The following is a 14,076-nucleotide window of genomic DNA, read 5'->3' as shown; positions in this document are numbered from 1 at the left end:
GATGGAATTTAAAAATACTAAAAGCATTTTCACCCAAATTGGTGATGATGTAAAAGATAAAATCATGGAAGGAGAATACACTGAAGAAGGAAAAATTCCTTCCACTCGTGAGTTAGCAGGTATTGTAGGAGTCAACCCAAATACTACAATTAAGGCTTATGCGGTATTACAACAAGAAGGGATCATTTATACTCAAAGAGGTAAAGGATATTTTGTAAGCCAAGGTGCCAAAGAAACAATTATCAATGACAGAAAAGAAGAATTTCTAAATGAAGTTTTGCCTGAAACAGTGGAACAGGCCAACAAATTGGAAATCTCATTTGATGAACTTCAAAACTATCTAAAAGACTTATACCATGAAGAAAAGTAATATATATTTAATCTCTCTTTTAAGTAGCGTAACGCTTTTTATCATTACTGGAGCTCTGGTTTCAGTGGCAAGAGGAAAGCCAGAAAAAAATGAAAATAGTTTTACGCAGAAGGTACCAGCTTATTCTTATATCTCTCTTCAGCATACCAACTACGATGTATCAATTGCTACTGCCGATAGCTATGAGTTTAAAGTGTATTTGGAAAAAGAGGTGGAGCAGGTTGAAATTCCTTACACAATAAAAGGAGACACATTGGTGTTGTCAGAATTACCAAAAGAGATGGCAAAAGGAATGGAAAGTTTACAGTTGAACCTACCTCTAGAAGAGGTTAATGTAATAGCAAAATCTTCTGAAATTGGATTTAATAAGTTTAAGGGATCTTCTTTGAAGTTAGAACTCGATGGAAGTGAAGGTTATATGCGTAATAGAGTTGCAAAAGGATTATCTAATCTTGAAATTTCAGGAACAAATAATTCTAATTTTAACTTTCACTTAGCTTGTGATACTCTCAGGTTAAATTTAGATAATTCTAATTTTAATAATTGGGGAGATACGCAGTTTATTGAAGGAAAGTTGACAAATAATGCTTTCGTGACCCAAAATAATCCTGGAGAAACTAACCTTTCAAAGGATGCTACTTCACAAATTCATTATTATTATAATGATTAAAAATACAATATTATAGATGGTTAGAAGGTGAATTCAATAATTGAGTTCACCTTTTTTATTTGAGCTAATAGTAAAAAAAAGAGAGACAAGTAAGTTACCTGTCTCTCTAAGTTTTGTTATAAATGTAAATTTTGAAGCGTTTGCTAAAGGAGTTATTTTATCATGATTTTGAATCATAACTCTCTTTTTATCTACCCAAAATTGAACAACTTTTGGTAAGTGTTTCAATAGTAGAGCATTGTATTTTTTTGAAGTGTCAAGACTGTAAAATTATCATACACCGAAGTGTAAAGAAATCGAGCACTTAGTTTGGTATTGTGAAGCAATAATGATTTGAAATCTATAGTGTAAAAATTTTTGACACATACAGCAATTCTCCCAAAAACTATCACGAACTTTAGGTTATTCAAAAAGCAAAAACAAACACCACATGGGAAACCTTTTAATTATTGACGACAACCCTTCCATTCATGCAACACTTGAGATCGTGTTGGAGCCTTATTTTGATACAATCAAAAGTTTGGAAGATCCATTACAGATTATGAAAACTTTAGCTGTAGAAGATTTTCATGTGGTTTTGTTGGATATGAATTTTTCTCCGGGGTTAAATACTGGAGCAGAAGGAGTACGTTGGTTGAAGAAAATAAAGGAGACTTACCCCAATATTTCGGTGGTGATGATGACGGCTTATGGTCATGTGGAATTGGCGGTGGAAACGCTGAAAATTGGAGCATCAGACTTTATTTTAAAACCTTGGGACAATCGAAAACTACTAGCTACAGTACAATCTGCATTACAACTGAGTGAATCCAAAGGAGAAATTCAACAGCTAAAAACGAAAGCAAAAGCTTTAAGAAAGGAAGAAAATACATTCCCAGAAATTATAGGAGAATCAGCTGTGGTAAAAAATATGCTTTCCCTAATCGCAAAAGTAGGGAAAACAGATACCAACATTTTGATCACTGGTGAAAATGGCACTGGAAAAGAGTTAGTGGCGAAAGCACTGCATCACTATTCTAAAAGAAACCAAGAACAACTAGTGGAAGTAGATATGGGAGCTGTTTCGGAAACGCTATTTGAAAGTGAATTGTTTGGTCACGTAAAAGGAGCCTTTACCGATGCCCATCAGGATAGAATCGGTAAGTTTGAGTTAGCCAATAAAGGTTCGCTGTTCTTGGATGAAATCGGAAACCTATCTTTTTCCCTTCAAGCAAAATTACTAGCAGCATTGCAAAATCGTCAAATCACAAAGGTGGGAGGTAATAAAGTGATCCCGATTGATATCCGATTAATTTCTGCGACCAACAAAAATCTCTTCAAAATGGTGGAAGACGAAGAGTTCCGCCAGGATTTACTGTATAGATTAAATACTATTCAGATAGAAGTTCCCGCCTTAAGAGACCGAGGGGATGATGTGATTTTATTGGCCAATCATTTTAAAGATCTATTGGCTCAGAAATACGATAAAGGAACTTTAGAATTTACCGCTTCAGCAAAAGAAAAATTGATGAGTTATCATTGGCCGGGTAACATTCGTGAATTACAACACACCATAGAAAGAGCAGTGATTTTGGTGGATGGAAATGATATTACTCCCGACTTAATTGTTACTTCTGCCTCAGAAAACTCTGAAGTAAAAACTTTAAACCTAGCACAAACAGAAGAGGTGCTGATCAAAAAAGCATTAAAGAAGCATCCTCAAAATATTAGTGCGGCAGCGGACGAATTGGGAGTAACCCGTCAGACACTTTATAATAAGTTGAAAAAATTGGGATCGTAGAAATACAAATAATTCATTATTTACTAATAATAGAATAACTTTAATATGGTTATTTGATATTTCACTAATATTTTTGTAAAGCGATAAGTAACAATAGCTTATCATTTTAAAAATATGAATAAACAAAATACATATATAGATTTATTTGCTGGTTGTGGTGGCTTATCTTTAGGATTACATAATGCTGGTTGGAAAGGTTTGTTTGCGGTAGAAAAGAGTATTGATGCTTTTAGTACACTTCATCATAACTTAATTTCAAAAACAAAGCATTTTAATTGGCCAAAATGGCTACCAGTACAAAACCATGATATTAATGATATTATTTCGACTTATACGAATAACCTTATTGATTTAAGAGGAAAAGTTGATTTAGTAGCAGGTGGTCCACCATGTCAAGGTTTTTCAATGGCAGGTAGAAGAGTTGAAAAAGATGCTAGAAATAATCTTGTCAATTCATATATTGATTTTATCGATTTAGTACGCCCAAAAATAATTTTTTTTGAGAACGTAAGAGGTTTTACGAAAGGTTTCAAGAAGAATGATAAAAGAGGTGTTGCTTACTCAAAACTTGTAGTAGATAAGCTACAAAATTTAGGATATACTGTTGATGGGAAACTTATTGATTTCTCTGAGTATGGAGTACCTCAAAAAAGAACAAGGTATATATTAGTAGGAATTTTAAATGATTATATTCAAGAAAATGATCATTTATCAAGTCAGACATTTTTTGAGAGAATTAAGAAAAATAGAAATAAATTTCTCGTCAATAAAGGATTAGAGCTAAATACAACTTTGGAAAGTGCGATATCAGATTTATTGAAGTCTAACGGTACAGTAGATGCTGATACTCCAAATTTTAAAGCAGGTGTATATAATCAAAAAGAAACCTCTTATCAGAAATTTCTTAGAAAGGGAGTAAGAGTTAGTGATAGTGTAGATAGTCACAGATTTGCTAATCATACTAAGACTGTAGAGAATAGATTTAAAGTTGCTTTGGCTGAACAATTGACATCTGCTCAATATAGAGAACGCTTCAACTTGAAAAAAAGTAGTACTAAAATTTTAAAAGCAGATCAACCAACACCTACTATTACTACGCTTCCTGATGACTATATTCATTATTGTGAACCAAGGATCATGACGGTAAGAGAATATGCAAGAATTCAATCTTTTCCGGATTCTTATCAATTTAAAGGGAAGTATACAACAGGAGGAAAATTAAGAACAAAAGAAGTACCTCGATATTCACAAATAGGAAATGCAATTCCCCCTCTTTTTGGTGAACAAGCGGGAATTATTATAAATCAAATACTAACAGATGGCTGAAGAATTAGAATTCAAAATTAGTTCGAGCTTAAAAGATATTTTAGGTAAAGATCTCATCACAGATGATTTTATTGCAATTTTTGAGTTAGTTAAAAACTCGTATGATGCTTATGCTAAAAACGTTGATATCACTTTCAATGAAAATGAAATCATAATAGCTGATAATGGCAAAGGGATGTCATTTGAAGAGTTAAAGGATAAATGGTTATTTTTAGCCTATTCAGAGAAGAAAAAAAAGAAGGACGATAATGATGATGAAGTTAAGAATTCATCATACAGAGATATAATCCAGAAAAGAAGACATTACGCTGGAGCAAAAGGAGTTGGACGATTTTCAAGTGACCGTTTAGGTAAAAACCTGTCTATTGTTACCAAAGGTGAAAAATCTAATCATCTTGAGAAAATAGATATTGATTGGACAAAATTTGAGAAAGACCAAGAAGCTGAATTTGAAAGTATTAAAGTAGACTATTATCAAGATCCAAAAACTGAATATAAGTTCCCTGCTAATAGTTCCAGTGGAACTATTTTAGTAATATCTAATTTAAGGTCTCAATGGGATAAAGATTTAATTATTAAATTAAAAAAGTCACTTGAGAAATTAATTAACCCATTTTCTGAAACGGAGGATTTTGAAATTAATATTATCTCAGAAAGATATAAACATGAGGATTTTGAAAAGAATCTTCTTGGAGAATACGTTAAACTTGAGAGAGAAAGAGTCAACGGAGCCGTTAAAAATTCAATTCTTGAAATTTTAAATTTGAAGACGACTCAAATTGAAGTAACTCTTACTAAGAGTTTAATTGAAACTAAAATAATTGATAGAGGAACTTTAATTTATCATTTACAGGAAGAGAATAAATATTCTCTTCTTGATAATGCTCAGATTGATTTATTTTTTCTCAATCAGAATGCAAGAACTAGCTTTACAAAAAACATGGGAGTAGAACTTGTTAATTTTGGTTCTGTATTTTTATTTAAAAATGGTTTTAGGGTACAACCCTATGGAGAATTAGGTAATGATAGTTGGGGTTTAGATCAAAGAAAACAGCAAGGATACAATCGTTTTTTAGGAACAAGAGATGTATTTGGTCGAGTTGATATTATTTCAGAGAATTATGATGAATTCAAAGAGGTATCAAGTAGAGATGGAGGTTTGGTAGAGACACTTGGTTATTATCAAATGATGGAGGCTTTTAAAGAGGTAGCTTTAAAAAGGTTAGAGAGATACGTGGTAGGAGTACTATGGGGAGAAGGCTTTAAGAAAAATAATTACTTTGGAAATAATGAGGAAGCAAAAGAAGTTGCTCAAAAATATCGAGATGATTTGATTGATCAAGATAAATTTTCTGATCACCTTGAAAATGCCACTTCAAATATTGGTAGTCAAATAGATTTTATTAAAATCATTAAGAGCTTAGCTACTAATAAAAAAATAACTATAGTAGATTATAATAAGGATTTTATTAAAGATGTAAAAGATAAGCTAGATGATTATCAATCACGTTTTATTCCTGATTTATTAAAAATTGCAGAATCGACAGGTGATACAGATCTACAACAAAAAATACTAAGTACAGAAGAACAGTTTCAAGAATTAAAGAAAGAGAAAGAGAAAGCGGAAAAGGGAGAAGAAAAAGAAAGAAAGAAAAGAATTAAAGTAGAAAAGGAAAAAGAACAAGCAGAACAAAAAGCAGAAAAAGAGCAACAAAAAAGACTTGAAGCTGAATTAGCAAAAGAGAAAAAAGAAAAAGAGAGACTACAAGCAGAACTTGATAAACAGAAAGCATTAGAAAAGGCAAAAACAGAGGAAGAAGAAAGAAAAAAAGTAGAGAAGGTAGCTGAAAAGCAATCACAACAGATATCAAGGTATTCAGCATCAGAAAGTATTAGTTACAAAGATCTAAGAGATTTCAATCACATAATAGGTGTTTATTCAGACGATATTTCAAAGAAAATCTTAGTTCTAAAACGAAAACTTGATAAAGGTAAAGAGATAGATAAACAGCAGTTAATCGAATTTATTCAAGGTATTAGTTTAACAAATGAAAAGATTGCTTCAGTAACTAGGTTTACTACGAAATCAAATTTTCTTAAAGCAACAGTTGACACTGAAGAAGATATTGTAAAGTTTATCGTTGATTATATGAATAATATTTATTCAAAACTTTATAATATTGATATTCAACTAATGAATACTCAACTTAAATTTATAAAAAGGTTCAAGCCTATAGAACTTACAACTGCAATAGACAACATACTTAGTAATTCAAGGAAAAAGAATTCCAAGAAAGCAATTATTGAATTTAGTTTAAAAGGTGAGCAACTGATCATAAAGATAAGAGATATAGGTAGCCCTTTATCGGCTTCTATAAAAGATTATGATCAAATTTTTGAAGAAGGAATAACAACAACACGTGGTGCAGGCTTAGGCTTAAATCATGTCAAAAGAATTATTGAAAACGATTTAAAAGGTACTGTTGATTACAATCCATTATACAAAGATGGATTTGAATTAATTATTAAACTTAGCAAATGAGAATAAACTATAATTTACTTTGGATTGAAGATGACGATTCATGGTTTGAAACAACAAAGGAACTCTTAGATGATTATATTGATGATTTAGGTTTTATTTTAAATGTTAGAAGGTGTAATAGCTTTGAGGAAGTTCAAGGTTTAACTGACGAGGATATTTCTAGTTTTGATTTAATGTTAGTTGATTTTAATCTATCTGGAAGTGAACACGGGGATGACGTTATTCAAAATATTAGAGATAGGGAAATTTTAACAGAAGTCATATTTTATTCAAGTGCTGTAGAAAGTGTTAGAGATGGAATGCGAAAACATACTTTAGAAGGTGTTTATAGCTCAGATAGAGCAGATATTAACTTAAAATTTGAACAAGTTGTTAGTTTAACTTTAAGAAAGATTCAAGCTGTTAATACTATGAGAGGCTTAATAATGGCTGAAACTAGTGATCTTGATAAAATAATGCTTGATATAACTGCTTTACTCCTAAATAATGAAGAACATAGTAGCAAAATGGAAGAATATCTTACAGATCAAGTATCTTCTACTTTTGAAAAAATACAATCTTTAAAAGAGGATAAAAAACCTTTTATTGAAAAAATTTCAGACGCAAGGTTGTTCACATCATTTCATAAAGCAAAATCAATTAATCAATATCTTAAAATTACTGGCAAAAAAGGTGAGCAATTTTTTAATAATTATAACAGAGAAATAATATCTGTTAGAAACTTATTTGCTCATGTAACTGAAGAGGCTAGAGAAGGTCAAAAAGTTTTAATCAGTCATTTCTCTGGACAAGAAGAAGAGTTTACAGAAGAAAGATGTATTGAAATTAGAAAGAATTTAATAAAATACCGGAAGAAACTTGAGCAAATTAAACTTGAAATTGAGGATAATACTTCTAGCTCATGAAAAAGATTTTCTACATAAAAATCCTCATCACTTTACTCTTGTTGATTATTCTTGGAGGATTGATTGTGCATTATCAACACCACCCCTATATGTTGATAACTTTTGTTTTGATGACCGCAGGATTGATAAGTTATCAACTTATGATTTTAAAAAACGCATTAAATCACAGTATTCTGATCGTAGAGGCGATAGGTAATGAAGATTTAAGTTTTTTGAATTCTAAGAATTACCAACAGTTCAATGGTACCTATCAATACCGATTGGAAAAGATTCAACACTCCTTTTCAAAAATTAAGAAAGACAGCATCCGACAGGAAAAATACTTAGATTGGATCATAGAAAATCAAGATGTTGGTATCTGTACTTATGATGAAAATGGACATGTACTACATGTTAACTCTTCCTTCAAAGACAAAATAAACCTCTCTATTTTCACTCACACAAATCAACTTTTTACTAAAACGTTTCTTACAAAAGAACTCATAGAAAAATCCTTCAATCAAAATACTCTGGAGCTTGAAAATTCTAATTTAGTACTGAAAGCGAGACAGTTAGTAAGAGAAGATCAAACCGTTTTTTTATTGACATTACAGGATATCTCCAATGAATTAGAAGAAAAAGAGCACCTCTCCTACAGTAAATTAATCCGTGTTTTGACACATGAAATTATGAATGGTATGACACCGATTATCTCTCTTTCGGATAGCATGTTGATGACAATGACAGATGAAGAACACGAACCTGTATCTTTTGAAAATCTAAACCAAAAAGTTATCAACACTAATGTGAAGAGTTTAAAAGTCATCAATAGTCAAGCAGAAGGCCTGATGAATTTTATCAACATCTACCGTTCTATATCAAAGTTACCAACACCTAAAATGAAGGAAGTAAATGTTGATAACTTTATTCAAGAAGAGTTGAATAGCTTTGATGAAGTTATTCACAAATACAATATTCACACTGAGATGATTAATGTGAATAACTCTGAAATCTATCATTATTTTGATCCAACATTAATTCACCAATGTGTTCATAATATCATTAAAAATGCAATTGAGGCAATGACGAATGTGAATAACTCTAAGTTGACCATTGAATTTGAAAAGAAGGAACAGTTAGTTATTCACATTATCAACAATGGTCCAATGATTCCTGAAGAAGAATTGAAACATATTTTTGTGCCTTTCTTCACCACAAAAAATACAGGAAACGGAATAGGTTTAGCTTTATGTAAACAGATAGCTAGAGTACATAAGGGAAATTTGAAGGTAGAATCAGAGGGTAATAAAACATGTTTTACGCTGAAAATATAAACACCCTCAAATAACTTTGAGGGTGTTCTTTAAGTTCGTATTGGATAAGTGCTTTTTAGAAATACACTCCCAATCCTAATTGGAATACGTTGTTTGGATATGAACCTGCATCTGATGTAGACGTGAGACCAATGTTATATCTTGCGTCTAGTGTCATACCATTAAAGTCATAACCAAGACCGACTGCTAAAGCGAAGTCAATGCCTTCAACTTGATCTGAAATATCTATACTATCACTACCATTTGTAGCTTTAGCACCTCCTAAAATTCCTAATTGTGGGCCAGCTTGAAAGTTGAACCCTTGAGACTCAGGGTATAATTTAAAGATGACAGGAACGTTAATGTAATTGTACTTTACTTTTATACCATCTCCTAAACTAGCACCTTGCATTGAGTATACTAATTCCGGTTGAATGCAAAGGGAATTGGATGCTCTGAATTGAACAAAGCCACCCACATAAATACCCATTTTTGATTTGGTTCCTTCTGAATCTCCACCAATATTAGAAATGTTGAGACCACCTTTTACACCGCCTTTGACTTCGTTTGATTGAGCAAATAGATTGGCATGGCCACAATATAACATTGTGACGAAGAGTAACATTTTTAAAGCTTTCATACTTTAATTAATAGTTTGTTTGATAAATAGAAAAAATCAAAAAGGATGATATGATTTTAGTATTGATCATATTCTTGAATAGAAAATGATAGTTTGCTTAATGTTTTAGTCGTCACATCCTTTTGAGTGATTATAATCACAGATCGAAAGTATTAATAAATCTATCGAAATCAAAGGTTGAATGAGTGAAATCATTCAACTAATACATACTAACTCTATTCTATATACATTCAAGTAATTGAGAATGAAGATAATAAAATCTTTGAAAAATAGATTGATGAAGTGAAGTAACTCTCTCAAAATAAGCATTTGAGAGAGTTGTATTGGTTATAGGAAAATCCCTACGCCTAATTGAATAACATTGTTAGGAAAAGAGCCTTCATCAGAATTTCGTGGTGTATTAGATAACCCAGCGTTATACCTCAAGTCTAAATAGATACGGTTGAAATCATAACCTACTCCAAAAGCAAGGGCATAGTCACTACGCTTTAATTCATTAGATAAATCAACTTTTTCACCATTAATTTTGGCTTTAGCAGATACTAAAAAACCAATTTGTGGACCTACAAGCAAACTTAACTTTTCACCTGTTGGGTATATTTTAACTAATAATGGAAAATTCACATAATTATAGTTGATTTTCATATCGCCTTCAGATGCATTTGCTCCTTGCATAGAGAATATTGCTTCAGGTTGAATGTATACATAATTTGAGGCTCTTAGTTTTAGGAATGCACCAATATGAAATCCAAGTTTTGATTTGACACCTTCTGAATCTCCACCAATTGTTGAAGAGTTAAATCCTGCTTTGAAACCTCCTTGAGTATCTTGAGATTGAGCAAAAAGATTAGCTTGAGTACAATATAAAATTGTAATTAACAGTAACGTTTTTAAAGCTTTCATACTTTAAATAAATAGATTGTTTGAAAATTTAAAAAATCAAAAAGGATGATATGATTTTAGTGTTGATCATTTTCTTGATGAGAAAATGACAGTTTGCTTAATCGTCTTAGTCGTCACATCCTTTTGATGTGATTATAATAACAGGTCGAAATTATTAATAAATCTATCGTAATCAAAGATTGAATGATTGAAATCATTCAACTAATACACACTAACTCTATTTTATATACATTCAAGTAGTTGATAATGAAGGTGATGAAAGCTTTGAAAAATAGATTGATGAAATGAAGCAACTCTCTCAAATGCTTATTTTGAGAGAGTTGTATTGGTTATAGGAAAATACCTACGCCCAATTGTAGAACATTGTTTGGATATGAACCTTGATCTGATGTAGATGAGATTCCAATATTATACCTTAAGTCGATGGTCAACCTATTAAAATCATGACCTAACCCCACAGCAAATGCGAAGTCGGTACCGTTTAATTGATCAGAAACGTCTTGTTTTTCATCACCACCTTTTACATTGGCAGAAGCTAAAAGACCTAGTTGTGGTCCAGCCTGAATGTTAAAACCTTTACCGTCAGGATACACTTTTGCAATCAGAGGAATATTGACATAATTGTAATGAAGTGAGATATCTCCTTTTATTGATTTTGCACCTTGCATAGAGAACATGACTTCTGGCTGTAGGGCTACATAGTCTGAAATACTGTATTTCATAAACCCGCCAATTTGAAATCCTACTTTAGGTTTTAAACCTGAAGCATCGCCTCCGATTTTGGTAGAGTTAATTCCACCCTTGATACCACCTCGAAGTGTTGAAGATTGTGCAAATAGATTGGCCTGACCACAATATAAAATTGTGATGAATAGCATTAGCTTTAAAATTTTCATCTTGAAAAAAATAGATTAATAAAAAATAAAAAAATCAAAAGGGTAATATGGTTTTAGTTATACACTTTCATTGAATGAAAATGGTCTTTTGATAGTTTTTAAACCCTTTTGTATGATTGTAACTACAACTCAAATGTATTGATAAATCTATTTTATTCAAAGGTGAGGTGTATGAATTTATTCAATTATTTTAACGCTCCAATAACTTCTTCTATTCCCAATTTTCTTAAACATTCACAAGGTTTCTCCCCTACACATTTTATACATGAGGCATCAGGAGTAGTGATAGAGCCCATTTCTTTATTGATATAGAAAGATTCTGCTGAAGAAGAAATACAAATGACTTTTGATCCCATGGCATGAGCAAGGTGGGCGATATCATTATTATAGGTGACCAATACGTCACTTTTAGCAATTAGTGCTAGCGTCTCTTCAAGGTCTTCCAAATCAGTAGAGTTTTTTACACTTGGAACTCTGAACAATTCTGGAGCGGTCATTTCTAACGCCTTCCCTTCCATCTCATTACCTGCAATGATATAGTTATTTTCATATTTTGGAAGTTCTTCTATTAATTCGAAATAACGAATAGAAGGCCACACTCTATGCGTATCTAATCGATAGGGATAGAAAACGATATTTTTGAGGTCTTTTTTAATTATTCCCCTAAACATACTTACTGGAGCTGTTAACGGAGGATCAATAGTTATTTTTTCAGTAATGCCCAATGGAGTCAGTAGAGCATTATAGCATTCTTCTAGTGTATCAAATTGTTCAGTATCAATGGATTTTGTAAAACGACGGTTACTTCTCCATCCACTTTTAGCTCCGATTCTTATTTCAATTTTAAGATCCCTACATTTCTTAGAGAGTTCTTTATTTTCTGATAGGAAGAGAGCAGCTTGATTTTGTACTAAAGTATCATCATCTACTTCCTCATAAGTAAGAAATTGATGTATACCATTGATGTATTCTTCTAATATTTTTTGCTCTTTAGTTCCTATCCAAGTAATGCGTAGTTGAGAGTGATGTGATAGTAAAGTACTGACTATAGGTAAGGAAATAGCAAATTCCTTCATAGAAGGGCTTCCAATTATAACGATATTATCTATTCCTTGTATTCTCATAACATTATACACTCAATGATATCACTAAATAGCTTCTTTTTTTGAATTCCTTGGTATATTGTGATAAACCAAAAACAGGATTACTTATGGCACTGTTTAAACCTTAATTTTTTATCACATTTATAAAAAGGAAACACCTTCAAAGGTAGTTCTTTCTACTCTAATTACATCATGAATAACGACTCTAAGAAGAAAAAATCCCCTAATACTACTGCACAGCGATTAATTATTTTTGATCGTGAATTTGCCCCTCATACTGATTCCATGTATAGTTTTGCGTTTCGTTTGACGGGTAATGATGAAGATGCTAAAGACTTAGTGCAGGATGCACACATGAAAGCCTATCGATTTATAGATAGTTTTGAAATTGGAACCAATGCCAAAGCTTGGCTTTTTAGAATTTTGAAAAATAGCTTTATCAATGAATACCGTAAGAAAAGTAAGGAACCTTCAAAAATTGATTACAATGAGGTGGAAACGGTATACAGTGGTGAAAGAGATGACCCAAGTTTAGTGGCTGGATTGAAACAAGAAAATTCTAAATACAAAATTGGAGATGAAGTAACCGGTGCTTTGAATGCGTTAGCTGTTGATTTCAGAATTGTGATTATCCTTTGCGACATTGAAGGGTTCACTTACGAAGAAATGTCCAAGATTTTGGATATCCCAATAGGGACTGTGCGTAGTCGACTGCATCGTGCACGTAATCTACTGAAGGAAAAGCTAGAAGATTACGCAAAAAAGATGGGATATTATCAAAAGAAAGCGAACTAAGTGCGATTAAATTGTTTAAGTCATTATCTTTGCATTCTTAAACAAAAATTTATTTTGCACATATAAAGCATGAAATCAGGCAAAGTATTTATCTTTTCTGCACCGTCAGGATCAGGTAAAACCACCGTTGTGAGACATCTTCTAAGTGTATTTCCAGAATTGACCTTTTCAATCTCTGCTACCACACGTGCTCCGAGAGGAGAAGAACAAAACGCGAAAGATTACTATTTTATCTCTTTAGAAGAGTTTAAAGCCAAAATCGCGAAGGATGAATTTGTAGAATATGAAGAGGTATATCAAAACCTTTTCTACGGAACTTTAAAAAGCGAAGTAGAAAGAATTTGGGAAGAAGGAAAGCATGTTGTCTTGGATGTAGATGTTCAAGGCGGAATCAGCCTGAAAGAATACTTTAAAGAGAAAGCACTTTCTGTATTTGTTTGTCCTCCAAATGTGGCTTGCTTAGAAGACCGATTAAGAGCAAGAGCCACTGATTCTGAAGAGGCAATCAAAGAAAGAGTAGCTAAAGCAGCAGAAGAAATGCCATTCGGCGATCAGTTTGATGTTCGTTTGATCAATAAAGATCTTCCTGTATGTTTAGCGAATGCTGAGAAATTAGTCACTGAGAAATTATCAGAATAACCACCTGATAAGAAAATATGAAGAGAGCATAATCGTAAGATTGTGCTCTTTTTTTATAAGTATTAGGAAGGGATAAGGCAGAATATCGTGCACCATGACTTGAAGTCATGGGCTTTTGGGAAGCTATCTTTCTTTTCGATTTTCATTATACACTTGATATGCTTCAATTATTTATTAGTTCAGATCTTTATTACATTGTAAACTAAGTTTTCGAA

At 32.1% G+C, this 14,076-nt stretch carries 13 protein-coding genes; 9 read left to right on the top strand and 4 right to left on the bottom strand.

What is annotated here, in order from left to right:
• Nucleotide 1: 1 nt before the first annotated feature.
• The 7 genes from PL77_RS13365 (at nucleotide 2) to PL77_RS13330 (ending at nucleotide 8,906) form a co-directional block, all read left to right on the top strand.
• Nucleotides 2-370, top strand: a complete 369-nt coding sequence (locus PL77_RS13365) for a GntR family transcriptional regulator (RefSeq protein WP_044206050.1) — start codon at nucleotides 2-4, stop codon at nucleotides 368-370.
• A complete protein-coding gene (locus tag PL77_RS13360) occupies nucleotides 357-1,040 on the top strand; it encodes a hypothetical protein (protein WP_044206047.1) in 684 nt (227 codons plus the stop codon). The genes PL77_RS13365 and PL77_RS13360 overlap by 14 nt, the downstream gene beginning before the upstream one ends.
• Before the next feature lie 430 nt (nucleotides 1,041-1,470).
• Nucleotides 1,471-2,820: a sigma-54 dependent transcriptional regulator gene (locus PL77_RS13350; RefSeq protein ID WP_044206042.1), complete on the top strand. Its 1,350-nt coding sequence runs from the start codon at nucleotides 1,471-1,473 to the stop codon at nucleotides 2,818-2,820.
• Between the two features lie 114 nt (nucleotides 2,821-2,934).
• Nucleotides 2,935-4,146 carry a DNA cytosine methyltransferase gene (locus PL77_RS13345; protein WP_044206039.1) on the top strand — a complete coding sequence of 404 codons (1,212 nt, stop codon included), beginning with the start codon at nucleotides 2,935-2,937 and terminating at the stop codon, nucleotides 4,144-4,146.
• Entirely contained in the window at nucleotides 4,139-6,688 is a 2,550-nt protein-coding gene (locus tag PL77_RS13340) for an ATP-binding protein (protein ID WP_044206036.1), read from the top strand. The genes PL77_RS13345 and PL77_RS13340 overlap by 8 nt, the downstream gene beginning before the upstream one ends.
• A complete protein-coding gene (locus tag PL77_RS13335; protein WP_044206033.1) occupies nucleotides 6,685-7,593 on the top strand; it encodes a response regulator in 909 nt (302 codons plus the stop codon). Before PL77_RS13340 ends, PL77_RS13335 begins: the two co-directional genes overlap by 4 nt.
• Complete coding sequence (locus PL77_RS13330) at nucleotides 7,590-8,906, top strand: PAS domain-containing sensor histidine kinase (RefSeq protein ID WP_044206030.1); 1,317 nt, start codon at nucleotides 7,590-7,592, stop codon at nucleotides 8,904-8,906. Before PL77_RS13335 ends, PL77_RS13330 begins: the two co-directional genes overlap by 4 nt.
• Before the next feature lie 55 nt (nucleotides 8,907-8,961).
• On the opposite strand, the gene PL77_RS13325 is transcribed toward PL77_RS13330, so the two are convergent.
• The 4 genes from PL77_RS13325 to PL77_RS13310 all read right to left on the bottom strand — a co-directional run bounded on the left by PL77_RS13325 (nucleotide 8,962) and on the right by PL77_RS13310 (nucleotide 12,448).
• The gene (locus PL77_RS13325; protein WP_052444392.1) at nucleotides 8,962-9,525 is read right to left on the bottom strand and encodes a porin family protein; all 564 of its coding nucleotides are present in this window, start codon (nucleotides 9,523-9,525) and stop codon (nucleotides 8,962-8,964) included.
• A gap of 327 nt (nucleotides 9,526-9,852) precedes the next feature.
• A complete protein-coding gene (locus PL77_RS13320; protein WP_044206027.1) occupies nucleotides 9,853-10,428 on the bottom strand; it encodes a porin family protein in 576 nt (191 codons plus the stop codon).
• 329 nt (nucleotides 10,429-10,757) lie between these two features.
• Nucleotides 10,758-11,324 (bottom strand): porin family protein, encoded by a 567-nt coding sequence (locus tag PL77_RS13315; RefSeq protein WP_052444391.1) that lies wholly within the window; start codon nucleotides 11,322-11,324, stop codon nucleotides 10,758-10,760.
• A gap of 185 nt (nucleotides 11,325-11,509) precedes the next feature.
• The gene (locus PL77_RS13310) at nucleotides 11,510-12,448 is read right to left on the bottom strand and encodes a glycosyltransferase family 9 protein (protein ID WP_044206024.1); all 939 of its coding nucleotides are present in this window, start codon (nucleotides 12,446-12,448) and stop codon (nucleotides 11,510-11,512) included.
• Nucleotides 12,449-12,619: 171 nt separating this feature from the next.
• Here PL77_RS13310 and PL77_RS13305 point away from each other — a divergent pair, with 171 nt between their 5' ends.
• Both PL77_RS13305 and gmk read left to right on the top strand, forming a co-directional pair.
• Entirely contained in the window at nucleotides 12,620-13,222 is a 603-nt protein-coding gene (locus PL77_RS13305; RefSeq protein WP_044206021.1) for a sigma-70 family RNA polymerase sigma factor, read from the top strand.
• A 69-nt stretch (nucleotides 13,223-13,291) separates the two neighbouring features.
• A complete protein-coding gene (gmk, locus tag PL77_RS13300) occupies nucleotides 13,292-13,861 on the top strand; it encodes a guanylate kinase (RefSeq protein WP_044206017.1) in 570 nt (189 codons plus the stop codon).
• Nucleotides 13,862-14,076 lie beyond the last annotated feature (215 nt).

Origin of the sequence: Flammeovirga sp. OC4 (genome assembly GCF_000812565.1) — a bacterium.
Classification (GTDB): domain Bacteria; phylum Bacteroidota; class Bacteroidia; order Cytophagales; family Flammeovirgaceae; genus Flammeovirga.
This window is presented reverse-complemented; position numbering and strand designations above follow the sequence as displayed.